The following is a 25595-nucleotide window of genomic DNA, read 5'->3' as shown; positions in this document are numbered from 1 at the left end:
AAGCAAACACAAGGTAGGGTGATCCTATTTTGTGTTTGTTTTTTGTTTTTTTGGATGGTGATCTGTTTTTAAAGAAGCAAAAACAATCTTTTTAAAAGCACAAACATATGTTGCGGATAATACCTACAATCTTCAATAAAAAATCTTTCAGAAACTTCATCCCACAAAACGGTAAAATATCCTGATAAAATCTAATTCTGATAAATAGTTAATAGATTTATACATGTTATACTACTAAATAGATATTAATCAATGAATTTAGGTGATGGAAATTGTTAAAGCTAGCAGAAAATCAATTACAGCAATATTTCGGTTATACTTCTTTTCGAAAAGGGCAGGAAGAAATTATTGACAGTATTCTAAATGGAAATGACACACTGGCAATAATGCCAACCGGTGGAGGGAAGTCTATATGCTATCAAATACCTGCACTTTTATTTGAGGGTGTTACAATTGTTATTTCTCCATTAATTTCACTTATGAAAGATCAGGTTGATGCGCTATCAAGTGTGGGTATATCTTCAACATATATAAATAGTAGTTTAACAAATAATGAAGTAAGGGAACGAATGAAAAAGGTAGAAGATGGGATATTTAAAATTCTTTATATAGCACCAGAACGGTTAGAAGCTCCAGCATTTCGTTCATTACTTTTCTCACTGCCAATTTCTATGATTGCCGTAGATGAAGCTCATTGTATTTCTCAATGGGGGCATGATTTTCGTCCGAGTTATCGATCTATTAAAAAGATGATTGCTGACTTACCTGTTAGACCAAAGGTTATAGCACTAACAGCAACAGCTACAAAAGAAGTGACAAATGATATTCGTATGCTACTAGACATACAAGAAGATCATACATTTGTAACTGGATTTGCACGAAATAATTTAACGTTCAATGTTGTAAAAGGTGAAAATAAGCGAGATTTTATTAAAAGATATATCAAAATGAACAAAGATCAAGCTGGAATCGTATATGCTGCAACAAGAAGAGAAGTTGATGAACTTTACCAGTTTTTAAATAAAAGTGGATTTCGAACAGGGAAGTATCATGCGGGCTTAAATGAAGAAGAAAGAGGAAATCAACAGGAAAAGTTTTTATTTGACGAATTAGATATTATGGTTGCTACAAATGCATTTGGTATGGGGATAAATAAATCAAATATAAGATATGTCATTCACCATAATCTTCCGAAAAATATTGAGGCATTTTACCAAGAAGCTGGTAGAGCAGGTAGAGATGGAGAACCTAGTGACTGTACAATTCTTTTTGCTGGACAGGATATTCAGCTACAAAAGTTTTTAATTGAACAATCTACACTAAATGATGATAAAAAAATTCATGAATACCAAAAACTTCAGCAAATGGTTGATCTTTGTCATACTGAGAAATGTATCCAAACCTATATCGTTGAATATTTTGGTGAAGAAGAGCCTGTACCTGCTTGTGGAAAATGTATAAATTGTCGTGATACACGTTCAAAAATAGATGTAACAAATGAAGCGCTGATGGTTTTATCTTGTGTAAAACGAATGAATGAAAAATTCGGGAAAACACTCGTAGCCCAAGTTTTAAAAGGATCTAATAATAAGCGAATATCTCAGTTCAACTTTAAAAGCCTCTCAACATATGGACTAATGAAAAATAAAACAGAAAAGCAAATTGTCGAGTTTATTGATTTTCTTGTTGCGGAGGGCTACCTCTCTTTAACGAATTCTCAATATCCAGTGTTAGAGCTTACTCAGAAGGCATTACATGTGTTAGTTGAGAAAAAACAAGTGTTTAAAAAAGAACAAATTATAATCAATGCTATTGAAGAGAATGATGAATTATTTGAAAAATTAAAGCTAATTCGTAGAGAATTAGCAGGAGAGCTTAAAATTCCACCATATATTATTTTTTCAGATAGCAGTTTAAAGGATATGAGTAGTAAATGCCCTACAAATGATCAAGAGTTTTTAGCAGTAAAAGGTGTAGCTCAAACAAAATTGGAACGTTATGGCGATCAGTTTATTAAAGCAATATGTGAATTCTTGAATCTAGAAAGAGATACAACTAAGCAAGTACAGCAAATCAGTGGTAAGACAGAGGGGGTTGCTGATAATGGTAAAACTCCAAGTCATGTTATTACATTTGAATTATATAATGCAGGTCAAACAATTAAAGAAATTAGCAAAAATAGAGATTTATCAGAAATAACTGTTCAAAACCACATTATTCGCTGTGTAGAGGAAGGACATTCAATAGATTGGTTGAAAATTTTTACACCAGAGGAAGAAAAGCTGATTTTAGAGATAGTAAAGCAATTAGATACTGAGCTTTTAAAACCATTAAAAGAAGCTATGCCAAAAGACATAGATTATTTTCAGATAAAAGCTGTAATTTGTAAAATGAAGAGAGAACTAGTTGAACATTGAAAAAATTATTTTAGACTCTGTTAAAAAACTTTGTTGTTGAGTTCAGTAACAGGCATTCGTTTACCTTGGAAAAAATGAAGTTCGTTTTTTCCAAGGCAACTACCGGCTTCTTTAAAGGACAATTCTTTCTATGTCAGGGAGCCTTCCTCGTAAGTGCGAACCTGTGAGGTCTTCTGACAACCTTCTTCCACTGAGGTCTCAATAAATATTCATTTACTAAATAACCTCTACACTTATCTATCTCTTTCGGGATTGATAGGTGTAGAGGTATAATTTGTTGAAATTTCATTCGTAGTTTTATTTCGTAATACAAATTTTAAAACTGACGGAACAATACCTATTATAAATAATAAGCGTATGAATTGTAACGAACTTACGACTGCAGAATCAGCACCAATAGTAGATGCTGTGAGAACCATTTCTACTAGACCTCCTGGTGCAAATGATAACATAGCTGTTGCTAATTCGAGATTTGTAAACGTTGAAAAAAGGAAACCTGCCCCAAAGCTAGCTCCTATTAAGATCATTGTTGTTATTAAATAAAGTCCACAATATTTTCCACCTTTTTTCAAATCATTTAATGAGATCATCAATCCAAAGCTTACTCCAATTGAAAGCTGTGCAAAAATGAAAAAAATCTCATGAAAGCTTGGTAAAGATATGCCTAATACATTTAATAATGCAATTGTTAGGAGGGGACCTATTACATATGCTGCAGGCAATTTTAATCTCGATAACCAGCCAACAATACCAGCTAAAATAAACCATATAAAAGAAAGTGGATTAGTGTTATGTTCGGTTATTTTCACTAGCTCTGAAAAATTACTAGGTTCAAATAAATGAAGAATTGTAAAAGGCACTAAGAAGACGACAGCTAATAATCTTACAGTTTGAAAGATGGTAACAAGAGAAGAATTTGCATTTAATGATTCACTCGCAGCGACCATTTCCGTTAAACCACCAGGTATGGAAGCTAATATACTTGTATTTCTATCAATGTTAACAAATTTACTAATGAAAATGCCATTAATAATACTAATCAATATTAAGAAAATCGTAATTGATAAAAATGGCAGAGCATATGGACCAACTGTTAAAAAAGTTTCTTTTGTAAATGATAGTCCAAAAGAAATCCCTAAAATAATAAAAGAGCCATTCTTTAAAAAGGCAGGTTGATAATATGTATTTTTGTGTTTGGGGAAAGATTTAAAGACAATTAGACTACACATTGGTCCAAGTATCCATGCTAGTGGAGCCTGACAAATGTGAAACAATAAACCGCCTACAATACCTATTATGTATGGTGATACAATATTAACTATATTATTCTTCATAAATAAATCCTCCACTGAATCTATTATGATATTTTATCATAAATAATTAAAATTTAATCTAGTGATATTCTTATTAAGTGAAAATCACTTATCATATTCATACTTCAGTTGTATCATGATATGTGTTTTTATTAAGCTTATCTCCAAGGAAAGATAATTTGTCGTAATACTGTAAAATTTCTATTGTGTGTGGTAGGATTTTTATATCAACATTAAAATTACTCGATTTTCATTTATTTATGATTAAAGAAAATCAAATTAGATAATAGTGAAACAGGTAGTCAAAAAGCATGAAGATAAATAACTTTTTCTTTTATGCTACATACAATGTCTCTTTGCATAATAGCTCCATTAGTTACAATGTTATAGAAAATAGTTTATAAGTATGAATTATATTTTTTAAGTTAGCGGAGGAATAGATATGAAAAAAGAATTTGCAGTAATTGGGCTCGGTCGATTTGGCGGCAGTATATGTAGAGCTTTAAGTGAAGAAGGCATGGAAGTGATGGCAATTGATACAGATGAAGATAAAGTGAATGAATTTGCTAATGTAGCATCACATGCTGTTGTTGGTGATACAACTGATGAAACTGTGTTAAAGAGTTTAGGAATTCGGAATTTTGATCATGTAATTGTTGCTATTGGTGATAATATTCAAGCGAGTATCTTAACTACTTTAATGCTTAAGGAATTAGGTGTTAAGCATATTACCGTTAAAGCTCAAAATGATTATCACGAGAAAGTACTCTCAAAAATTGGTGCAGACCGAATCGTTCATCCAGAAAGAGATATGGGTAAAAGAATTGCTCATAATATTATTTCAAATAATGTTCTGGATTATTTGGAGTTGTCAGATGAGCATAGTATTGTAGAGATTGTTGCTAATGAACGCCTTGATGGAAATTCTATTATTGATTTAGATATCCGTGCTCAATATGGTATTAACATCGTGGCGATGAAACGGGATAAAGACATCATTGTTTCTCCCCAAGCAAACGAAATGATAAGAAAAAATGATATCTTAATTGTTATTGGTGCTGATACTGATATTAATAGGTTTGAGAAGAGATTATTAGGTGATTAAGTCGTAAAGAAAGACATGTTTGTAATTTGAAAACTTATATTGAACAGCTGTATTGTTTATCTAGATAAAAATAGGCCCACCGATTGAAGTTTCGGGGGGCCTATTGCTGTAATTTAAACCTCCATTATGATCGGTAAAATCATTGGACGGCGTTTTGTTTTTTCATATAAGAAAGGTGCAAGTGTGTCAGTAATCTCATTTTTAATTTCAGACCATTGACTTGTTCTACGCTCCATAATCTTATTCAAATGCTTCGATATAAGAGATTGAGCATCATTTATAAGATCACCAGATTCTCTCATGTAGACAAATCCTCTAGAAATGATGTCAGGACCTGCAGATATTTTGAAGTCTTTCATATTGATACTTACAACAACGATAACCAGGCCTTCTTCAGATAAAATACGACGATCGCGTAAAACGATGTTACCGATATCGCCAATTCCGCTACCATCAATGTATACAGAGCCTGAAGGGATTTTACCTGCTACTCCAACTTCTTTATCACCGATTGCTAATACTTCTCCATTGTCCATAATAAAGCAATTCTCTTCCTCTACTCCACAATCAACAGCATGTCTTGCATGCATTTTCTGCATACGATATTCTCCATGAATTGGCATAAAGTATTTAGGCTTCATTAAACGGAGCATAAGTTTTTGTTCTTCTTGTCCACCATGACCAGAAGTGTGAATATCACTTAAAGAACCATGTATTACCTCAGCGCCAGCCCTAAAAAGCTGATTGATTGTTTTGCTAACACTTAATGTGTTCCCTGGAATCGGTGAAGAAGAAAATACTACATTGTCACCAGGGATAATTTGAATTTGTCGGTGAGTTCCATTTGCAATACGAGATAATGCTGCCATAGGTTCACCTTGACTTCCAGTACATAATATCGTCACTTTATGTGCAGGCATACGGTTAATCTCGTGAGCATCTACAAAAGTATCTTTAGGGCAACTTATATATCCTAATTCTTGTCCGATATTGATTGCTGCTTCCATACTTCTTCCAAATACTGCAACTTTACGACCGTATGTTACAGCGGCTTCAACAACCTGCTGTAAACGATGAATATTAGATGCAAAGGTTGCAAATATAATACGTCCATCAACTTTACGGAAGATTTCATGGATGCTGTCTCCAACACGTCTTTCAGACATAGTGAAGTTCGGTATCTCACTATTTGTGCTGTCCGAGAGTAAACAAAGTACACCATCACGACCAATTTCAGCCATTTTTGTTAAGTTAGCAGGTTCACCAACTGGTGTGAAATCGAATTTGAAGTCACCAGTATGTACAATATTTCCTGGAGGTGTTTTCACAACAATCCCATATGAATCAGGGATACTATGAGTTGTTCTAAAGAAAGTGACAGAAGTTTTTCTGAATTTAATAATGTCATCTTCTTGAATTTCAATTAATTTTGTTTGTCGTAAAAGACCATGCTCTTCTAGCTTGTTTCTTAATAAACCTAATGCAAGTTTACCACCATAAACAGGTATGTTTATTTGGCGAAGTAAATATGGAATACCACCAATGTGATCTTCGTGTCCGTGCGTAATAAATAAACCTTTAATTTTGTCTTCATTTTTTACTAAATAAGAGTAATCTGGAATAACATAATCAATACCGAGCAACTCATCTTCAGGGAATTTGATCCCTGCATCAATTAGGATGATTTCATCCTGAAATTGTACACCGTACGTGTTTTTACCAATCTCACCGAGTCCACCTAAGGCGAAAACAGCGACTTGGTCATTCTTAACAAATTTCATACCCATCAAATCTCCAATACTTTGTAATTTTCACTTTGCTTTTCATATTCTAAATATGCTCCATCTAGCGGTGTAACAAATTCAATATTATAAGGACGGTCCTTTAATTTAGAACGTACTTCTCCTTCAGTCGATGCTTCAATATAAAGAGTATTTGTTCGTTCGCGAACAGGTACCTCTGTTTTTTTCTCTTGATAATAAACCTTGAAAATCATTTACCAAATCTCTCCTTAGCTTCCGTATGTTGTACTAACTTTTTCTATTATATTCGATATTTACAAACAAGCCAAGCCTCGACTAGAAAAGTGAATGTTTAACTTTTGGGTTTGAAGCTAAATTAGCTTGTGAAAACTTTAATATTACATCAGTTGATACCTCTTGATAAAGCGCTTTATGACGTGTCTCCGGTTACCTTTTAACTTAATATATTATAACGTAACTTCAGTTACTTATTAAGAGATCTATAATTTAATGGTACCATTTATCCATGTAAATAAGTTACTATTTCTTATATTAAGCGATAGTTCGCTTTTTTAACAGATGTTTCCATTGTTTTTTTAATGATCTTCTAATTTTTTTCAACATAAATATTCCTCCTAAAAATAATAAAATTAACCGTCCATTTTAAAATTTATCAACAGTAGTATATGTAAATCATGCTAAAGTCTTACATAACTAATGGTGGGAAATAATGGTGAATGATTGACACTATTCTTTTTTTTAATTAGCTTAATATTTGTCTCTTTAAATTAATAAATTTTTAAGACTGTGCTTATCGTTTACACAGAAAAAACAAATTACATCATCAGGAGGAAACATTAGGTTGAGAAAGTTATATAGTTCGCTAGTAATTCTTAGCATTATTTGGGGAGCTTCATTTTTATTTATAAAAATATTAGTAGAAGAGTTAGGACCATGGGGTGTTGTGTTTTGGAGATGTTTTTTGGGGACAATCACTTTATGTGTTGTGTTAATAGTATTTAAAAGAGAAGAATTAAGGAAATTACGTGAAAAAAGATTGCCATGGCTTTATTTGTTGCTTGTAGCAGTTTTTAATAATACACTGCCGTTTGGATTTATCGCAATGAGCGAATTAAAAATATCAAGTAGTTTTGCATCAGTGATCAATGCTACAACACCAATATGGACAATTGTAATTGGGGCTATTTTCTTTAAGGTCCGTTTGGGTTCTAGGCAATGGTTAGGTGTATTTACAGGCTTTGTCGGGATTTTATTATTATTAAATTTAAATGTTAATAGTCTTTTAAAAGAAAACTTTATAGGTGCTGGCACTATGCTTTTTGCAACGTTTTGTTATGGGCTTGGTGCACAACTAGCAAGAAGATATTTAGCGGATGTGCCTATTGTTGTTGTTTCTGTTCTTACATTAGGTTTATCTTCTATTATTAGTTTTTTCTTAATGATGATGAGTAATGAAGGTGTTATATTTCCCTCATTTAAAACTGACATATTATTTTCTCTTATTGGTCTCGGAGTATTAGGTTCTGGTATAGCTTATCTCTTTTATTATTATATGGTAAAAGAGGGGAGTGCTGAATTTGCTTCCCTCGTTACCTATATCGTGCCAATTACAGCTATGCTATGGGGATATTTATTGCTTAGCGAGAAAATCTCCGCTAATATGGTAATTGGTTTATTTGTTGTATTTACTGGTGTGTATTTAAGTACGAGCACCTCCAGAAAGAAAAATGCCTTAAACAGTAAAGTAGTATAAGGAGGGAACAGTATAATGAGCGAAAAAGTGATTTTCTTTGATATTGACGGGACCATTTTAGATCATGATAAGGAAATTCCCTTATCTACTAGAGATACAATTCGAAGCTTAAAAGAACATGGACATCACGTAGCTATTGCAACAGGGCGAGCTCCTTTTATGTTTGAAGATTTACGTAAAGAATTAGATATTCAATCTTTTATTAGTTTTAATGGACAATACGTTGTATTTGAGAATGAAGTAATTTATGAGAATCCTCTTAATAAGGATACATTAGCAAATTTATTAGATTTTGCAGAAAAAGAAAATCATCCGCTTGTTTTTATGAGTGAAGAGAATATGATGGCCACAACAGGTATACATCCTTTAATTGAGGAAAGTATGGGAAGTTTAAAATTTACTCATCCAGAGCAGAATCGAAATTATTATCTTGAGAAAAATATATACCAGACATTATTGTTTTGCGAAAAGGGTCAGGATAAAGGTTACCAAAGATATGAAGATATTAAGCTTATCAGATGGCATGATGTTTCAACCGATATATTACCTGTTAATGGTTCTAAAGCTGAAGGGATTAAACACTTAGCAAAACGTTTAAATATTACGAAGGAAAATATTTATGCATTTGGTGATGGACTTAATGATCTAGAAATGATTGAATATGTTGGGACAGGTGTAGTAATGGGGAATGCTGTTGATTCATTAAAAGAATTAGCAGACTTTATTACAAAACCAGTTGATGAAAATGGTATACAATATGCTGTTGAAAAGCTTGGGTTATTAAAATAAGAAGGGTAATCCCTTCTTATCTTAACTCTATGTTATAGCTTAATGATGATTTTTAAGCACCACCAGAAATCTGCAACGATGTTTAGCAGATATATTTTAAAAGAATTAACATTAACTGTTATCGATCTACTGCAATAGCGTTATCTGGTTCTTTGAAGGGATTATTGTTATCAATATGATCGTAAAACATAATACCATTTAAATGATCGATTTCATGTTGGAACACGATAGATAATAGACCTCTTAATCGAATATCAAGTTGTTCACCTTCTAAATTAACAGCTTTAACACGGATACGTGCATAGCGTGGCACAATTCCGGGTACTGCTCGATCTACAGATAAACATCCCTCACCAGAGGTTAAATAACTCTTTTCGACCGAATGACTTACGATTTTTGGATTGAAAAGTGCGTAACTATGCTGGACTCCCTGTTCATCTATTGTATGGATGGCAAGCATCCGTTTGGCAACGTTAATCTGCGGTGCTGCTAGACCAATTCCAGGACGTAATTCGTACTTTTGTGCAATCTCAGGGTCTTGACTGTTTTTAACATATTCAAGCATTTTTTCTAAAATTAATTTATCCTCATTTGATGCAGGTATTGCAACTTCTTCAGCTATCTGTCTTAATGTTGGGTGGCCTTCTCTAATAATATCTTCCATAGTAATCATGATGTAACACTCCTTTAATAAGTATAGCTTTAATATAAGAACTTAAAAATTATGTATGTTCAACAGCCGCTAATCATTCTATAGTTTCATTATGATATAAAATTATAAATGAATAAATGAAAAACGAAAAGTATAGTGTTGTGTTTCTGATGAATTTTTAACTATTGGAGAAATTCAATATATCAGTAAATAAGAAGTTTGAACTTATATTAAAAAGAGTAAAACCCCCACACTATGTTTCCCATTTGGGTTTTATGGGAATAGTCGTGGGGGTCATACGTTTAGTCATTCATTTTCTATTTAGAGTGATTAGTAACCAATATAAGCCGCACCAACGATGATAAGAAGGATAAATAGAACAACGATTAACGCGAAGCTATTACCATATCCTGTTGTTGGAGCTACATATCCGTACCCGTAATTTTCATATCCACATCCATAATAGTTATGCATAGTTAACAACCTCCTAATGTTGATTACGCCTTTTGTCTTGACGTATAGTACACAATATGAAAGTAGTTAAAATGTGTATAGTCATTCGCCTATTATATTTAAATTTGTTTTCGCTGTAATATATATAAGACAAGCTCATATGATGTAATATTATGTAGTAGTGTTTATCAAGTTTTGGTTTCAGATTCATAATTTAAGTTCAATTTAACATTATTAAAGAATCTTTTCTGAAAAATTGTTGCTTTTAGAAGCCATTTTCTGTTGCAACCAGTGTATATCGCATAAAAGGTACGATTTGTAGAAGAAAAGCTGTCATTAGACTTTATACTGATTTGTTTCCAACATAATTATAAAAACAACAAAGTTTGGAGAACAGCCTTATTAAGAGAAAATTTAACTTTAATTAGTCATATTTTTTAGAGAAACTGTGTAATTGTAAAAATAAGTTAAAAACATTATAGTAAACTTGTGTTAATTTTTAGGGGGAACAATGATGAAAAAAACATTTATTAAAGAATCAGTTTTATTATTGATATGTGTATTATTTCTCTCTGCTTGTATGGGGCAATCAGCAGAAGAAAATATATATAACAAACTAGAAAAAGTTGTTGAATTGGAGGACTCATTTAAGAAGCAACAACAGCCTTTATTAGATTTAGAGAAAAAAGAATCAGAGCTTTATAATGAAATTATGAGCTTAGGAATGAAAGAATTTGAAAAAGTTGTTGAATTATCAAAAGAAGCATTAAGTATAGTTGAAGACCGTGAATCAAAGATGAAAGCAGAATACGATAGTATCAAGTCTTCACAAGAAGAATTTAATACTGTAAATGAAGAATTCGATAAGATTGAAGATGAAAAACTAGCGAAGAAGGCAGAAGAGCTTAAAGATACAATGAGTGAACGTTATAGCTCTTATGATCGGTTATTTAACAACTATAAAAGCTCTATAGAACTTGATAAAGAACTTTATAGCATGCTACAACAAGAAAACTTAACAATTGAAGAATTGGAATCCCAAATCAATAAAATTAATGAATCTTACAAAAAAATTATAGAACAAAATGAAGAGTTTAATTCTTTGACGGAAGAATATAATCAATTAAAACTAGAATTTTACGAACAAGCTGAACTAAATATTGAAGAAACTGAGTAAAGGTTAGACGGACTTGAATGATTTCCATCAAGTCCGTCTATTTTTTTGGTGAAAAGTTATGTTTAGCTCGGGATTAGCAAAAAAAGGTCTTTTTTAGGGAAAGTGAAATTCTGTAACGGAATTAAACAGGTTACGTTAGGATAGGGGAGAATTTATGAGTCGTTTAATTAGATTGGGCGTCTGAAAACTTATTTCCTTAAAATTTTAATAATCTGTACTATAAAAACTACTACAGATCGTTTCTTTGTAATAATACAGTTGGGAATTCAAAATAAAATTTTTATTCCTCTCCAGTATTTTAATTTAAGAAATCGTTATACAAACTGATTGACGAATTTAAAAATAGTAGTGTAAACTTAATAATGTATTATGAAGGTTGTATTAGTTTGCGATAAAACTTAACTAGTACAGTCTAAAATAGTTTATTTCTTAGAATCCATACATAGAGAGAGTTTTTACTACTCTCATGAGTGGTATAAAAGTAAGTAGGTACGAATTCGAAAAAATTGTGTCATCCTTTATGTTTTAGGGTAACCTAAGGCTGTGAATATTGGAATTCTCTTACTAAATACTAAAAAAGTTCAAGAATTTTTTGAACACACTCTTAAAAAGGAAAGGAAGAGGTTATAAGATGGCTGCAAAAACAAAAGGCGCTGTTGTAGACAGTAAAAAACAGTTTGAAGCTATTTCTAAGCAGTTCGAAACATTCCAGATTTTAAATGAAGAAGGTAAAGTCGTTAATGAAACGGCAATGCCAAACCTTACCGACGATCAGTTAAAGGAATTAATGCGTCGTATGGTTTATACACGAATTTTGGATCAACGTTCTATCTCCTTGAATCGACAAGGTCGCTTAGGTTTTTATGCTCCAACAGCTGGACAAGAAGCTTCTCAAATTGCTTCTCAATATGCTTTAGAAAAAGAAGATTGGGTATTACCAGGATATCGCGATGTGCCTCAAATTATTTGGCATGGCCTACCACTTTATCAAGCATTCTTATTCTCACGTGGTCATTTCCACGGAAATCAAATGCCTGAAGGAGTAAATTGCTTGTCACCACAAATTATTATTGGTGCACAATACATTCAAACTGCAGGTGTTGCACTTGGACTTAAGAAGAAGGGTAAACAAGCAGTTGCAATCACATATACTGGTGACGGTGGAGCATCACAAGGTGACTTCTATGAAGGAATTAACTTTGCTGGTGCATACAAAGCTCCTGCGATCTTTGTTGTTCAAAATAACCGTTACGCAATTTCAACTCCTGTTGAAAAGCAATCTGCTGCTCAAACAATTGCACAAAAAGCAGTTGCAGCCGGAATTGTTGGTGTTCAAGTAGATGGTATGGATCCACTTGCTGTTTATGCAGCAGTACGAGAAGCTCGTGACCGTGCAGTAAATGGTGATGGTCCTACTTTAATAGAAACTTTAACATTCCGTTATGGTCCTCATACTATGGCTGGAGATGATCCAACTCGTTACCGTACAAAAGAAACAGAAAACGAATGGGAAGCAAAAGATCCTTTAGTTCGATTCCGTAAATTCCTTGAAGAAAAAGGTATTTGGAGCGAAGAGGAAGAAAATAAAGTGATTGAACAAGCAAAAGAAGATATTAAAGAAGCAATCCAAAAAGCAGATAAATATCCTAAACAAAAGGTTACGGACTTGATGGAAATCATGTACGAAGAAATGCCTTATAACTTAAAAGAGCAATATGAAATTTACAAAGCAAAGGAGTCGAAATAAGCCATGGCACAAATGACAATGATCCAAGCCATCACTGATGCTTTACGCACAGAGTTAAAAAACGATGAAAACGTCCTCTTATATGGAGAAGATGTTGGCGTAAATGGTGGCGTATTCCGTGCAACGGAAGGACTTCAAAAAGAATTTGGTGAAGATCGTGTATTTGATACTCCACTTGCTGAGTCAGGTATTGGTGGACTTACAGTAGGTTTTAGTTTAACAGGTTTCCGTCCAGTAATGGAAATCCAGTTTTTTGGTTTCGTTTATGAGGTAATGGATTCATTAAATGGTCAATTAGCTCGTATGAGATATCGTTCAGGTGGACGTTGGACTGCTCCTGTAACAATTCGCTCTCCATTTGGTGGATTCGTACATACACCAGAACTACATGCAGACAGCTTGGAAGGTCTTGTTGCACAACAACCTGGATTAAAAGTGGTTATTCCGTCAACACCTTATGATGCAAAAGGTCTATTAATTGCGGCAATCCGTGACAATGATCCAGTCGTATTTTTAGAGCATATGAAGTTATATCGTTCATTCCGTCAGGAAGTACCAGAAGAAGAGTATACTATTGAGATTGGTAAAGCAGATGTTAAGCGTGAAGGTACTGATCTTTCAATCATCACTTATGGTGCAATGGTCCATGAATCTTTAAAAGCAGCTGATGAGTTGGAAAAAGATGGCGTATCTGTTGAGGTAGTTGACTTACGTACAATCAGCCCTCTTGATATTGATACAATCATTGCTTCTGTTGAAAAGACAGGTCGCGCAATTGTTGTACAAGAAGCGCAAAAACAAGCTGGTATTGCAGCAAATGTTGTAGCTGAAATTACTGAAAGAGCAATCTTAAGCTTGGAAGCACCAGTATTACGTGTAACTGCTCCTGATACTGTATATGCATTCACAGAAGCAGAAAACATTTGGCTGCCAATTTACAAGGACATCCTTGAAACAGCTAAAAAAGTAGTTAATTTCTAAGAACACTAAGTTATTAATTCGATGTGTGTAGTGGAAGGGAAATATGGATCTTTTCATAACCTACCACTACACTACTTAAAAATAAAATTTCTTACGTAAGTATTAAAAATCATAGTAGAAACATATAAGGTTACGTTTGTTTTGTAAACGTAATGCTACCGTAAATTCACATAATTTTTTACATTCTTAAGGAGGTTGAATGATTTGGCATTCGAATTTAAATTGCCTGATATCGGTGAAGGAATCCACGAAGGTGAAATAGTAAAGTGGTTCGTTAAAGCAGGCGATAAAGTTGAAGAAGATGACGTTTTAGCAGAAGTACAAAATGATAAAGCTGTTGTTGAAATTCCGTCACCAGTAAAAGGTACAGTAACTGAGTTAAATGTTGATGAAGGAACTGTAGCAACTGTTGGGCAAACAATTATTACACTTGACGCACCAGGCTATGAAGACTTGAAATTTAAAGGTGATCATGGTGATGATGAACCTAAAAAAGAAGAAAAAGCAGCACCTGAAAAAGAGGAAGAAAAACAAGCTCCTCAACAAGAAGAAGCAGCAGAAGTTGAAGTAGATACAAATAAACGAGTAATTGCAATGCCTTCAGTGCGTAAATATGCTCGTGAAAAGGAAGTTGACATTCGTCAAGTATCTGGTAGTGGTAAAAACAGTCGTGTTCTTAAAGAGGATGTAGATGCATTCCTTCAAGGTGGTACAACTCAAGCTCAAGAAACAACTGAAGAAGCACCAGCTGCAAAAGAAGAGAAACAAGCAAAACCAGCAGCACAAGCTATCCCAGAGGGTGACTTCCCTGAAACACGTGAAAAAATCAGCCCGATCCGTAAGGCAATTGCTAAAGCGATGGTAAATTCTAAGCATACAGCTCCACATGTGACGTTAATGGATGAAATTGATGTGACAAACTTAGTTTCTCACAGAAAACAATTCAAAAATGTTGCAGCAGAGCAAGGTATTAAGTTAACATATTTACCGTACGTAGTGAAAGCTCTTACTTCTGCCCTGAAGAAGTACCCAGTTCTTAATACATCACTTGATGATAAGACAGATGAGGTTGTTCAAAAGCATTATTATAATATTGGTATTGCAGCTGACACTGAAAAAGGTCTTCTTGTACCAGTAGTTAAAAATGCAGAACGTAAATCTGTATTTGAAATCTCAAATGAAATTAATGAACTTGCTACAAAAGCACGTGATGGTAAGTTAGCACCAAATGAAATGAAAGGTGCTTCATGCACAATCACAAACATTGGATCTGCTGGGGGTCAATGGTTTACACCAGTAATTAATCATCCAGAAGTTGCAATTTTAGGTATTGGACGTATTGCAGAAAAACCAGTAGTACGTGATGGAGAGATTGTAGTAGCTCCGGTTCTTGCTTTATCACTAAGCTTTGACCACAGAATGATTGATGGTGCTACTGCTCAAAATGCTCTTAACCACATCAAGCGTTTACTTAATGATCCACAATTAATTTTAATGGAGGCGTAATCGATGGTAGTTGGAGATTTCCCGATTGAAACAGATACTCTTGTAATCGGAGCAGGACCAGGCGGATATGTTGCAGCAATCCGCGCTGCTCAATTAGGACAAAAAGTAACAGTTGTTGAAAAAAGCGTTCTTGGAGGAGTTTGTTTAAACGTTGGTTGTATACCTTCAAAAGCATTAATCGCAGCAGGACATCGCTATGAAAATGCAAAACACTCAGAAGACATGGGAATTAAAGCTGAGAACGTAACAGTTGATTTCTCAAAAGTTCAAGAGTTCAAACAAGGTGTTGTAAAAAAATTAACTGGTGGTGTAGCTGGATTACTTAAAGGTAATAAAGTTGATGTTATCAGTGGTGAAGCATATTTTGTTGATAGTGAAACGGTAAAAGTTATGGACGAAACTTCTTCACAAACTTATAAATTTAAAAATGCAATTATTGCAACTGGCTCACGCCCGATCGAAATACCTGCATTTAAATATTCAAAACGTGTACTAGATTCAACGGGTGCTCTAAACCTTCAAGAAATCCCTAATAAAATGGTTGTTATTGGTGGGGGATATATCGGAACAGAGCTTGGTACTGCATATGCGAACTTTGGAACAGAAGTTACTTTCATTGAAGCGGCTGATGAAATTCTTGCAGGCTTTGAAAAACAAATGAGTTCTTTAGTAAAACGTAACCTTAAGAAAAAAGGTAATGTTGAAATTCACACTAATGCAATGGCAAAAGGTGTTGAAGAAACTGAGAATGGCGTAAAGGTTACCTTTGAAGTTAAAGGTGAAGAAAAAACAGTAGAAGCAGATTACTTATTAGTAACAGTTGGGCGTCGTCCAAACACTGATGAACTTGGCTTAGAACAAGTTGGTGTTGAAATGAGTGATAGAGGCGTTATCAAAATTGATAAACAATGCCGTACAAACATTTCAAACATTTATGCAATTGGAGATATTGTCGAAGGACCGCCACTTGCTCATAAAGCTTCATACGAGGGTAAAATTGCTGCAGAAGCGATTGCTGGAGAAAAAGCAGAAATTGATTACTTAGCAATTCCTGCGGTAGTATTCTCTGAGCCTGAACTTGCAACAGTTGGCTATACTGAAGCTCAAGCAAAAGAAGATGGAATTGAAGTGTTGGCATCTAAGTTCCCATTTGGAGCTAATGGTCGTGCATTATCACTTAACAATTCAGATGGTTTCTTAAAGCTTATTACACGCAAAGAAGATGGATTAGTAATTGGTGCACAAATTGCAGGTCCTAGTGCTTCTGATATGATTTCAGAACTTGGACTAGCGATTGAAGCTGGAATGACAGCTGAGGATATTGCAATGACAATCCATGCTCATCCTACTTTAGGAGAAATTACAATGGAAGCTGCAGAGGTTGCAATCGGTAGCCCGATCCATATTGTAAAATAAAGCTAAAAAAAGAGATTGACGAAAACGTCAATCTCTTTTTTTGTTTAACCATAATAGATAATTTTATCAATTTGTCAAAATCCGAAGTGTTCGAATCAACCTAATATAAAGTATCTATTCTTTAGATAAGGCATTTGAAATTGATTCTAATATTTCTTCCTTTGAAAAAACTGCTCCTTCTATATGAACAACAACTTCTTCTTTATCAACAACTAGAAGTGTAGGATAAGTATCTACATTATAAAGTTTATGATCTTTTTTTTCAGAGTAGATTTGCATCTTCTCTATTTTTTCAGGATAATCTTTTTTTATATCTAGTAAAGCTTCATAGTAAACTGCTTCTCGATCAATATTGTCATCATCAGAAAAAAATAATAACTGTTTTTCTTCGGCTATATCTTCAGTTGGTGAACTTTTAGAAAAAAAGATGTTATCACATGATGAAAGAACAATAACTGGTATAAATGTAATGAGGAGTAGTAGTTTTTTCATCCTTGCCCACCTCTTTTGGATTATATTAATAAGGATATGTTTATATAAATAGTAAAAATGTAAGATTTATTTGTTAAATTAATCCTATTCTAACATAAAAATTGAATTTTCTTCCTACTGTCATCGATTTGTTACATAAATGAAAAATACGGTCTCATCATTATTCTTTGTTTATTAAAGTGTTAAGTTATGCCTTAAGGTTGATTGCACTTTGATGAATTAGATTATTGGATGTATACATTTGAATCTCCTAAGGGATCGATTATCAATGAGAGGGCCCACAGTCGTTTACAGGCTACATTCTTTGATGAAATCCTAGAGCTTAGGGGAAATTGCTAGGTTTTCTCCACTATTTATCTTGAGACAATAGCCTTTTACTTAGAAAAAATCGGTAACATCATGCATAGACTTATTAAGGGAGGAGATGAAAATGGAGAAGTATAAGTGGATAGTTGTTGCTTGTGTTCAAGCTCTATTATGGGCTTGTTATAATATAATAGAATGGTTATCAACTAAAGATGGCTATATAGCTAAAGGGATTTTGTTTATCTTCTTTTTATATTTGTCATATTTAATAGCTTTTAACATTTTAAAAATCAAAAAAAGGGCAATTCTCCTATCAAGTATTTCTTTAATTATTTATGCTATAGGATATGAGATATTTGGAATTTTACGAAGTATTTATTAAATTTCTTTCAATACCAAATCAAAAGAGTACCTTATCAGGTACCCTTTACATTATTTACGAATAATTTTTTCCTGTTGTAATGACTTAAGTAGTGAAAATACCATTAGTATCATAATAATAGCAAATGGAAGTGCTGCAATAATGGCTGAAGTTTGTAAAGCGTTTAAACCGCCTGACCAAAGCAAAATAGCTGCTGAAGCAGATTGGATAATTCCCCAAATAAATTTGATTCGATTTGGTGGATTGAGTTGACCATTTGTTGTCTGCATTCCTAGTACAAAGGTGGCAGAATCTGCTGATGTAATGAAAAAAGTACTGATTAAAAATATCGCAATTATCGACATTAGCGTTCCAAGAGGGAAATAATCTAAAACAGCAAACAGTGCTACTTCTTTCCCTTGCTCATTAACTATATCGACGATAGGTGCATTTTGAAAATAATCTAAGAAAATTGCTGATCCTCCGAATACTGAAAACCAAAGCGCTCCAAAGACTGTCGGAACTGCTAGTACACCGATAGTAAATTCTCGTATTGTTCTTCCTTTAGAGATTCTTGCAATAAAAGTTCCAACAAAAGGAGCCCATGAAATCCACCAAGCCCAATAGAAGATTGTCCAATCCTTTACCCAGGTGTTGTCTAGTTGAAAAGGCGTCATTCTAAAGCTCATTGAAGGGAGATTTTGCAGATAACTTCCCAATGTAGTTGTAAATAAATCCATAATAAAATTTGTTGGCCCTACAAATAACAAAAATAGCATTAGAGATATAGCTAAGATGACATTGAGATTACTTATATATCTGATTCCTTTATTCAACCCAGTTTGCGCAGAAAGCATAAATAACACTGTTACGATCAATATAATTATAATTTGCGTTGTGAAATTATTTTCAACACCATCAACTAAATAAGAAATACCTCCACTAATTTGAGCAGCACCAAACCCAAGAGAAGTGGCTACACCAAAAACAGTAGCGAAGACTGCTATGAAATTAATTAATATTCCAGTTTTTCCATCAACCCTATCTCCAAGTAAAGGTCGAAGAATATTACTCATAACTCCACTTTGTTCTTTTCGAAATGTGAAATAAGCCAAAGCTAAAGCTATAGTAGAATAAATTGCCCATGGATGAAATCCCCAGTGGAAAAAGGAATACCTTAAGGAATCTCGTGCAGATTGATCAGTAAATCCTTCACCAGTTGGAGGTCCACTATAATGATAAATAGGCTCTGAGACGCCCCAAAATACTAAACCGATCCCCATGCCAGCACTAAACAGCATGGCAAACCATGATAAATATGAATATTCAGGTTCATCCGTATCTTTTCCTAATCTTATATTTCCATATTTCGAAAATATCAAGCTGATTGCAAAGATGAGGAAAAATGTGGCGGTTAATAAATAGAACCAGCCAAATTTTTCAATAATAAATGTTTGTATTCTAGATGTCACTACAGTAATATTTCCGTTAGGTAAAACTGATTCGGGAATTAATCCCCAGAGAATAAAAAGAGATGTTACAATTACAGATATGATAAATACAGGGGTAAATTTCATCTTCATTCGAATTAAACACTCCTTTAATACTTTATGAGGGAACTTATTGGTGGCTAATCGTATACATAAAAGCCTAAAGACTATTTCTTATATTGAGGCTTTATGGACAAATATATACTAAATATAGAATTATTTATCTAGGAGCTGTGAACATGAAGATCTTAACAATAATACAAAGTATCACTATTTTCATTTTTGTTACTAGTTGTTCAAATTCTGAACCTGAAACCTCTAAAGATGAAGAAATCACAAAGAAACCAGAAATAAGTGAGGAGATTGGGAATAATAAAGAAACTGAACCTAAAGATAGTGCTAATGAAGATAAAGAATTGCCAGTTGATGTTGTGAAGAATCATAGTCAAATTGAAGAGAAACCAATGTATGTGATTAACAGTACGAATTGGAAGGTCGAGCCGATTGATAATGGTAATGATGAAAAGCTTGTTCTTCTTACAATAGATGATGCACCTGATAAGTATTCACTGGAAATGGCAAAAACCCTAAAGAATAATGAAGTGAAAGCGATTTTTTTTGTGAACGGACATTTTATACAATCTGCTGAAAAAAAAGCGATTTTAAAAGAAATCTATGATCTTGGTTTTTCGATTGGAAATCATACGATGACACATCCTAACCTAAATGACTTAACAGAAGAAGAACAATATAATGAAATTATTGAGTTAAATCATCAGATTGAAGAAATAACAGGCGAAAAACCAAGGTTTTTTCGGGCACCATTCGGGAGTAATACTGATTTTAGCAAGAAACTAGTTGCTGAACATGGAATGGTATTGATGAACTGGACCTACGGTTATGATTGGGAAAAAGACTTTATGAACAAGGATGCTTTAGCAGATATTATGGTAAATACACCCCTTTTAACAAATGGGGCCAATCTTCTTATGCATGATAGAAAATGGACAAATGATGGATTACAGAAGATAATTGAAGGCTTACAAGAGAAAAGCTATAAGATTGTTGATCCTAAAAAAATTAAAACTTTGTGATAAATACAAGCCATTGAGAATGTGGCTTTTTTTTGTGGATTTTTAAGGGAATTTCTTTAAAATCTACTAGCTTAATGCATATGGAAATGGTTTGTAGCCTAGAGACATATTAAATTTGTTTGTAGACTATTTCATTCTATTTAGTATCGTCTAGAACTTCTTTAAACGTCATAACATAGATTATCATTGTGTTTTCATTTTATTTATTTGCTTTATTCGTAAAATTTATGTTGCTATTAATACTTCAAAATAAAGGCACCGTATAAAGTCTAGTTCTTTGCTTTTTATTACTAAACGGTACCCTATAACGATGAAATCACTATTTCTGTAACATATTTGGAGACTTTAGCAACATTCATTCGAGAAAAAAGCTTTATTAAGTGAACCTTAAGGAGGTATTAGAAGAGATGAAAGAAGATAGTGAGTCAATTAATTCAAATAGCGATCTAATAGAAGATCAAACTATAGATGAAGATCAATTTGAGGAGATTTTTGATAATGCTGTTGAACTATATTATCGGGCAATTAAAGGGAGAGGGGACGTGACAAAAGAAGCGCATGACCTTTTTACTATACTATTAAAAGAAGAACCAACAAACACAGAAATAATGGCTTATTTAGGTGCAGTTAAGGCACTACTTGCCAGAGATGAACTAAACTTAAGAGATAAGGGTAAATATGCAAATGAAGGATTAAAACTACTTGATATTGCTGTATTAAAGGATTCTTCTAATCCATTAATAAGAATGCTACGAGGTAATGTAGCAAACAACCTTCCTGAAAATCGTTTTCGTAGAACACAAACAGCAATTGAGGATTTTGAACATATTGTTGCAATGTATGAAAAAAATCCAAGCGCAATTCCAGAAACACTTTATCTAGAAGGCATGAAAAACTTAGTTAAGGCAAATGCGAGATTAGGGAATAATCAAATTGCTATTCAATATGCTGAAAAAGTAAAGGAAAGAGATTCTTCATACCAACTTCCTCCCATTAGTAATAATAATGATACTGAAAAAATGGAAGAAGTAGAGTCAATTAGAATACCCGATGAACTTCTCTCATTATATAGATTAGCTGTAGAAGGCAATGAAATAGCACTTTATCAAGTTAATAAATATTTTTCTGAATTAGAAATACAGAATTCATCAGATCCCACAATTAAAGCTTTTGTGACACATTGTCAATCTATGAAGTCTACAAACGTTGCAACCGGATATGTAGAATTATTTACTACTGCAATTAAAACATCACAATTTCTAGATAAGTTAGTAAGTGACTTTCCAGATTTTTATAATATTCGATTAGTTCGAGCTTTACAAAGCTATAGATTACCAGAGTTTTTCTTTTTTCGAGCTTCTACTGCAGCAAGAGATTTTCATTTTTTAGTGTCAAAGTTTGAGGAAGACTCTAGTATATTTAGTCAGCAACAATATGAAGAAATTTTGTTTTTACTTGGTAAATCCTTTGCCAAATTAAAGATGGTTGAGGAAGCGGTACAAACCTGGAAGAAGCTTATTAAAACTTCACCAAAATCGAATTTAGCTAAAGCAGCTCTTAAATGTATTGAGGTATACACATATGAAGAAATTGACATGAATAGCATTTCTAGTAATAATACGGAAAAACTATACTCAATAGGTTATACTCTTCATGATTTAGGAGTTCGTGGAAGTGAAAAGGCTGCACAACAATCTGTTGAAGTATGGGAATTAATTACTAGAAAAAATCCTAATTGTACAAAAGCAGCTTTTTATTATGCAGCTTCGCTTACCTTAATGGGAACCTTTTGTGATGATCCAAACGATCTTTTTAGAAAAACGATGAAAGGCCTTAAACTATTGGATCAGGCTATCCCAACTAAAAGTGAAGATCATGTGAAGCTTTATTTAAAAAGAGCATATATCCTATATCCTCTTCCTGATAGCTTTTTCCATAGTAATGATAAAATTATTAATGATTTTGAAACGGTTACTAAGAAGTATGAAGATCGTAACGGTGAAATTGATTTATCAAAACAACAATATCTACAGGTATTAGCAGACCTTGGTACGATGTATGAGCGTAAATACTTTGCTCATAAAGCAAGAGAAATCTGGGCGAAGCTTGCTAAAGAAGATGAAAATTCTAGTTTCAAAGAATTCTTAGAAATAAAAGGTATCTAAAAGTAAGAAGAGGGAGTGGTTTTATGAGTCAGCAAGAATGGCAAAATCGTTTAACTGAAGCTATAGAAATTTACCATAAAGCAGTCAAGGGAAATCGAAAAGCTACAACACAGGTATACAATTTATTAAAAGAACTAAATAAAGAACAACCTTCTAATAATGAGATTTTTGCTTATTTTGGGAGTGTAACAGCTCTAATGGCAAGAGATACACCAATTCCAAAGGACAAGAAAAAGTTTGCTTTAGAAGGTCTAGAAATGTTAGATCAAGCTGTAACAAAATCTCCTGATAATATTACAATACGAATATTACGTGGAAATGTTTGTATGAGAATGCCAGAATCAGTGTTTCATCGAACACAAACAGCGGTAGATGATTTTGAATATTTAATTGATAGGTATGAAAAAAATTCAACAATCTTAACAAAAAATTCTTATGAAAACATTGTAAAAGATATAACTACAGCAAAGAAAAGATTGAAATAAATTAAAAACTCGTCTGCCATTTATTATTGAGCTTTGATCAAAATTGTTCAAAGTCGATAACAAGTGGCTTTATTTTATTGTGGAATAATTTATTGAAAATCAACATTAAATAAAACACAAAAAAGTTATATGTTATACAATTTAAGTATTGACGTAATTAGTATGTCATATTAATATATAAATAACAAAGATAAAACGCTTTCAAGGTTTGGGAGATTTGGAACTTACAAAATTAGATGATTGAAAAGGGGTATGGAGATGGGAACAATCGTGTGTCAACACTGCAGCTCAACTATCGGTCAAATTGAAGTAGAAAAGGTGACAACTTTATATGGTAAATGCAATCATCATGATTGCATTAATCAGAACCAAAAAAATAATGCTGTCAAAGTCAAATAAAGGGGTTTATATAAAGAAATAAAGGGGTAACAAAGCACTCAATTTCACTATTGAGTGCTTTGTTTAATTTAGAATTGTTGTCATAGAACAGGCCACGGAACGAACTCGTTTCTTAATTACGATGAAAACAGACCAAATTATCTCAATTTGGTCTGTTGATCATGTGTATATTGTTTGTTACTATCATTTAACTTCTTAGAAATAAAAAATATTTTTTATCTAATCGCTCTGTGTTCCTTTATTACTCTTATTTTACTAAGTGTTGGATCCTCAGGTCCTTGTACTGGCAAACCGACTTCTAAATTCTTCTTAATGTATGCTAAATTTTCTTCGGTGATAATTTCGCCTGGAATAAAGATCGGTATTCCTGGAGGATAGACCATAATAAATTCAGCAATGATTCTCCCAGCTGATTCTTCTATTGAAACAACCTCTGTTTCAGAATAAAAAGCATCTCGAGGGGTAAGAGCTAACACAGGGATATCAGGTAAAAATATTCGTTCTTTTTCATCATTTTCCTGAACATTTGAACCAAATTCAACTGATAATTCTTTTAAAGCATTAATAAGAAGATCTACTTCAACTTTAGTATCACCAGGTGTAATAATACATAAAATGTTGTATAAATCAGACAGTTCCACTTCTATTTGATGGTTTTCACGTAACCAGTTTTCAACATCATATCCTGTAATACCTAAACCATAAACAGGAATGATTAACTTAGTTGGATCATAATCTACGGTTGCTTTTGATCCAAGAATTTCTTTTCCTATACAGTATATCTTCGGTATTTCATTTATTTTGTCGCGAGTGTAATTAGCTAAATGTATTGTGTTTTCAATTAATTCTTTACCTTCAGTTGCTAATCTTTTTCTTGCTACATCAAGTGATGCTAGTAATAAGTATGATGTAGAAGTTGTCGTCATCATACTTAAGATCGATTGAACTCTTTGAGGTGAAACTAAACCATCTCGTACATTTAATACAGAGCTTTGAGTCATAGAGCCACCAAGTTTATGAACACTTGTAGCAGCCATGTCTGCACCTGCCTGCATAGCACTTAAAGGCAGGTCCTCATGAAAATGGATGTGGACTCCGTGTGCTTCATCGACTAACACAGGTACGGAATATGAATGGGCGATTTCAACAATACGTTTTAAATCAGCAGATATGCCGAAATATGTTGGGTTTATCACAAGAACACCTTTAGCATCAGGATGCTGTTCAAGAGCTCTTTCAACTGAATCTGTTGTTATTCCATGAGAAATCCCAAGATTTTTATCTATTTCAGGATGGATAAATATTGGAGTTGCACCTGAAAAAACGATAGCTGACATTACTGATTTATGAACATTTCTAGGGACAATAATTTTATCTCCAGGTCCACATACAGCCATTACCATTGTCATAATAGCTCCACTTGTTCCTTGAACAGAGAAGAAAGTGTAATCAGCTCCGAAAGCCTCTGCAGCTAATTCTTGTGCTTCTTTGATCATTCCTTTAGGGGCGTGTAGATCATCTAAAGGACCAATATTTATCAAATCGATTGAAAGTGCGTTATCACCTATAAAATTTCTAAACTCAGGATCAATTCCTGCTCCCTTTTTGTGACCAGGAATATGAAACTGAATTGGATTTTTTTTAGCATGTTGGACTAGCCCTGTGAATAATGGTGTATCATTTTGTGACAAAGTTGTTCCCACCTTCTTTTTCAGTAATAGTTTCTTACTA

Annotated in this window: 21 protein-coding genes and 1 pseudogene; 14 read left to right on the top strand and 8 right to left on the bottom strand. The window is 33.3% G+C overall.

Annotation, left to right across the window (positions count from 1 at the left end; translation table 11 throughout):
- The first annotated feature begins 272 nt into the window (after positions 1-272).
- A complete protein-coding gene (gene recQ, locus JOC75_RS07155) occupies positions 273-2417 on the top strand; it encodes a DNA helicase RecQ (RefSeq protein WP_204953324.1) in 2145 nt (714 codons plus the stop codon).
- Positions 2418-2650: 233 nt separating this feature from the next.
- Here recQ and JOC75_RS07150 read toward each other — a convergent pair whose 3' ends face one another.
- The gene (locus tag JOC75_RS07150; RefSeq protein ID WP_204953323.1) at positions 2651-3751 is read right to left on the bottom strand and encodes an AbrB family transcriptional regulator; all 1101 of its coding nucleotides are present in this window, start codon (positions 3749-3751) and stop codon (positions 2651-2653) included.
- A 421-nt stretch (positions 3752-4172) separates the two neighbouring features.
- Between JOC75_RS07150 and JOC75_RS07145 the strand changes: the two genes are divergently transcribed.
- Positions 4173-4835: a potassium channel family protein gene (locus JOC75_RS07145; RefSeq protein ID WP_204953322.1), complete on the top strand. Its 663-nt coding sequence runs from the start codon at positions 4173-4175 to the stop codon at positions 4833-4835.
- Positions 4836-4948: 113 nt separating this feature from the next.
- Here the strand turns inward: JOC75_RS07145 and rnjA are convergent, their stop codons facing one another.
- Both rnjA and JOC75_RS07135 read right to left on the bottom strand, forming a co-directional pair.
- Positions 4949-6616, bottom strand: a complete 1668-nt coding sequence (gene rnjA, locus JOC75_RS07140; protein ID WP_204953321.1) for a ribonuclease J1 — start codon at positions 6614-6616, stop codon at positions 4949-4951.
- 5 nt (positions 6617-6621) lie between these two features.
- Entirely contained in the window at positions 6622-6831 is a 210-nt protein-coding gene (locus JOC75_RS07135) for a DNA-dependent RNA polymerase subunit epsilon (protein WP_146946923.1), read from the bottom strand.
- A gap of 608 nt (positions 6832-7439) precedes the next feature.
- Between JOC75_RS07135 and JOC75_RS07130 the strand changes: the two genes are divergently transcribed.
- Both JOC75_RS07130 and JOC75_RS07125 read left to right on the top strand, forming a co-directional pair.
- On the top strand, positions 7440-8351 hold the full coding sequence (locus tag JOC75_RS07130) for a DMT family transporter (protein WP_204953320.1): 912 nt from the start codon (positions 7440-7442) through the stop codon (positions 8349-8351).
- A gap of 15 nt (positions 8352-8366) precedes the next feature.
- Complete coding sequence (locus JOC75_RS07125; protein WP_204953319.1) at positions 8367-9140, top strand: Cof-type HAD-IIB family hydrolase; 774 nt, start codon at positions 8367-8369, stop codon at positions 9138-9140.
- Positions 9141-9258: 118 nt separating this feature from the next.
- Here the strand turns inward: JOC75_RS07125 and def are convergent, their stop codons facing one another.
- On the bottom strand, positions 9259-9813 hold the full coding sequence (gene def, locus JOC75_RS07120; protein ID WP_204953318.1) for a peptide deformylase: 555 nt from the start codon (positions 9811-9813) through the stop codon (positions 9259-9261).
- Between the two features lie 309 nt (positions 9814-10122).
- A pseudogene (locus JOC75_RS23890) lies at positions 10123-10203 on the bottom strand (YjcZ family sporulation protein); the annotation flags it as partial.
- 556 nt (positions 10204-10759) lie between these two features.
- Between JOC75_RS23890 and JOC75_RS07110 the strand changes: the two are divergent.
- The 5 genes from JOC75_RS07110 to lpdA all read left to right on the top strand — a co-directional run bounded on the left by JOC75_RS07110 (position 10760) and on the right by lpdA (position 17072).
- Positions 10760-11422 (top strand): YkyA family protein, encoded by a 663-nt coding sequence (locus JOC75_RS07110; RefSeq protein WP_239589305.1) that lies wholly within the window; start codon positions 10760-10762, stop codon positions 11420-11422.
- A 631-nt stretch (positions 11423-12053) separates the two neighbouring features.
- Positions 12054-13169, top strand: a complete 1116-nt coding sequence (gene pdhA, locus JOC75_RS07105) for a pyruvate dehydrogenase (acetyl-transferring) E1 component subunit alpha (RefSeq protein WP_146946910.1) — start codon at positions 12054-12056, stop codon at positions 13167-13169.
- Positions 13170-13172: 3 nt separating this feature from the next.
- Positions 13173-14150: an alpha-ketoacid dehydrogenase subunit beta gene (locus JOC75_RS07100; protein WP_204953315.1), complete on the top strand. Its 978-nt coding sequence runs from the start codon at positions 13173-13175 to the stop codon at positions 14148-14150.
- A 204-nt stretch (positions 14151-14354) separates the two neighbouring features.
- Positions 14355-15656, top strand: coding sequence for a dihydrolipoamide acetyltransferase family protein (locus JOC75_RS07095; protein WP_204953314.1), 1302 nt, complete (start codon positions 14355-14357; stop codon positions 15654-15656).
- A 3-nt stretch (positions 15657-15659) separates the two neighbouring features.
- Complete coding sequence (gene lpdA, locus JOC75_RS07090) at positions 15660-17072, top strand: dihydrolipoyl dehydrogenase (RefSeq protein WP_204953313.1); 1413 nt, start codon at positions 15660-15662, stop codon at positions 17070-17072.
- 114 nt (positions 17073-17186) lie between these two features.
- On the opposite strand, the gene JOC75_RS07085 is transcribed toward lpdA, so the two are convergent.
- Positions 17187-17564: a hypothetical protein gene (locus JOC75_RS07085; RefSeq protein ID WP_204953312.1), complete on the bottom strand. Its 378-nt coding sequence runs from the start codon at positions 17562-17564 to the stop codon at positions 17187-17189.
- A 430-nt stretch (positions 17565-17994) separates the two neighbouring features.
- Here JOC75_RS07085 and JOC75_RS07080 point away from each other — a divergent pair, with 430 nt between their 5' ends.
- On the top strand, positions 17995-18252 hold the full coding sequence (locus JOC75_RS07080) for a hypothetical protein (RefSeq protein WP_204953311.1): 258 nt from the start codon (positions 17995-17997) through the stop codon (positions 18250-18252).
- 50 nt (positions 18253-18302) lie between these two features.
- Here JOC75_RS07080 and JOC75_RS07075 read toward each other — a convergent pair whose 3' ends face one another.
- Positions 18303-19814 (bottom strand): glycine betaine uptake BCCT transporter, encoded by a 1512-nt coding sequence (locus JOC75_RS07075; protein WP_204953310.1) that lies wholly within the window; start codon positions 19812-19814, stop codon positions 18303-18305.
- Between the two features lie 146 nt (positions 19815-19960).
- Between JOC75_RS07075 and JOC75_RS07070 the strand changes: the two genes are divergently transcribed.
- From JOC75_RS07070 to JOC75_RS07055, 4 genes are all read left to right on the top strand, one after another.
- Positions 19961-20815, top strand: coding sequence for a polysaccharide deacetylase family protein (locus tag JOC75_RS07070; RefSeq protein WP_204953309.1), 855 nt, complete (start codon positions 19961-19963; stop codon positions 20813-20815).
- A 407-nt stretch (positions 20816-21222) separates the two neighbouring features.
- Positions 21223-22980 (top strand): tetratricopeptide repeat protein, encoded by a 1758-nt coding sequence (locus JOC75_RS07065; protein ID WP_204953308.1) that lies wholly within the window; start codon positions 21223-21225, stop codon positions 22978-22980.
- Between the two features lie 23 nt (positions 22981-23003).
- Positions 23004-23465: a tetratricopeptide repeat protein gene (locus JOC75_RS07060; RefSeq protein WP_204953307.1), complete on the top strand. Its 462-nt coding sequence runs from the start codon at positions 23004-23006 to the stop codon at positions 23463-23465.
- Between the two features lie 258 nt (positions 23466-23723).
- Complete coding sequence (locus tag JOC75_RS07055; RefSeq protein ID WP_204953306.1) at positions 23724-23864, top strand: GapA-binding peptide SR1P; 141 nt, start codon at positions 23724-23726, stop codon at positions 23862-23864.
- Positions 23865-24079: 215 nt separating this feature from the next.
- Here the strand turns inward: JOC75_RS07055 and JOC75_RS07050 are convergent, their stop codons facing one another.
- The gene (locus JOC75_RS07050) at positions 24080-25555 is read right to left on the bottom strand and encodes an aminotransferase class I/II-fold pyridoxal phosphate-dependent enzyme (RefSeq protein WP_204953542.1); all 1476 of its coding nucleotides are present in this window, start codon (positions 25553-25555) and stop codon (positions 24080-24082) included.
- Positions 25556-25595 lie beyond the last annotated feature (40 nt).

Origin of the sequence: Metabacillus crassostreae, from assembly GCF_016908395.1 — a bacterium.
Classification (GTDB): Bacteria; Bacillota; Bacilli; order Bacillales; family Bacillaceae; genus Metabacillus; species Metabacillus crassostreae.
Note: the sequence above shows the minus strand (reverse complement) of the source record. Positions and strands in the feature narration are given on the sequence as shown.

Bases quoted from the DNA above. Each gene is read 5' to 3' on its own strand.
- JOC75_RS07110 (WP_239589305.1), top strand. From the start codon at position 10,760: ATGAAAAAAACATTTATTAAAGAATCAGTTTTATTATTGATATGTGTA.
- JOC75_RS07060 (WP_204953307.1), top strand. From the start codon at position 23,004: ATGAGTCAGCAAGAATGGCAAAATCGTTTAACTGAAGCTATAGAAATT.
- JOC75_RS07135 (WP_146946923.1), bottom strand. From the start codon at position 6,831: ATGATTTTCAAGGTTTATTATCAAGAGAAAAAAACAGAGGTACCTGTT.
- pdhA (WP_146946910.1), top strand. From the start codon at position 12,054: ATGGCTGCAAAAACAAAAGGCGCTGTTGTAGACAGTAAAAAACAGTTT.
- JOC75_RS07150 (WP_204953323.1), bottom strand. From the start codon at position 3,751: ATGAAGAATAATATAGTTAATATTGTATCACCATACATAATAGGTATT.
- lpdA (WP_204953313.1), top strand. From the start codon at position 15,660: ATGGTAGTTGGAGATTTCCCGATTGAAACAGATACTCTTGTAATCGGA.
- JOC75_RS07055 (WP_204953306.1), top strand. From the start codon at position 23,724: ATGGGAACAATCGTGTGTCAACACTGCAGCTCAACTATCGGTCAAATT.
- JOC75_RS07070 (WP_204953309.1), top strand. From the start codon at position 19,961: ATGAAGATCTTAACAATAATACAAAGTATCACTATTTTCATTTTTGTT.
- JOC75_RS07085 (WP_204953312.1), bottom strand. From the start codon at position 17,564: ATGAAAAAACTACTACTCCTCATTACATTTATACCAGTTATTGTTCTT.
- JOC75_RS07145 (WP_204953322.1), top strand. From the start codon at position 4,173: ATGAAAAAAGAATTTGCAGTAATTGGGCTCGGTCGATTTGGCGGCAGT.
- JOC75_RS07100 (WP_204953315.1), top strand. From the start codon at position 13,173: ATGGCACAAATGACAATGATCCAAGCCATCACTGATGCTTTACGCACA.
- JOC75_RS07075 (WP_204953310.1), bottom strand. From the start codon at position 19,814: ATGAAGATGAAATTTACCCCTGTATTTATCATATCTGTAATTGTAACA.
- JOC75_RS07080 (WP_204953311.1), top strand. From the start codon at position 17,995: ATGGAGAAGTATAAGTGGATAGTTGTTGCTTGTGTTCAAGCTCTATTA.
- rnjA (WP_204953321.1), bottom strand. From the start codon at position 6,616: ATGAAATTTGTTAAGAATGACCAAGTCGCTGTTTTCGCCTTAGGTGGA.
- JOC75_RS07065 (WP_204953308.1), top strand. From the start codon at position 21,223: ATGAAAGAAGATAGTGAGTCAATTAATTCAAATAGCGATCTAATAGAA.
- JOC75_RS07125 (WP_204953319.1), top strand. From the start codon at position 8,367: ATGAGCGAAAAAGTGATTTTCTTTGATATTGACGGGACCATTTTAGAT.
- def (WP_204953318.1), bottom strand. From the start codon at position 9,813: ATGATTACTATGGAAGATATTATTAGAGAAGGCCACCCAACATTAAGA.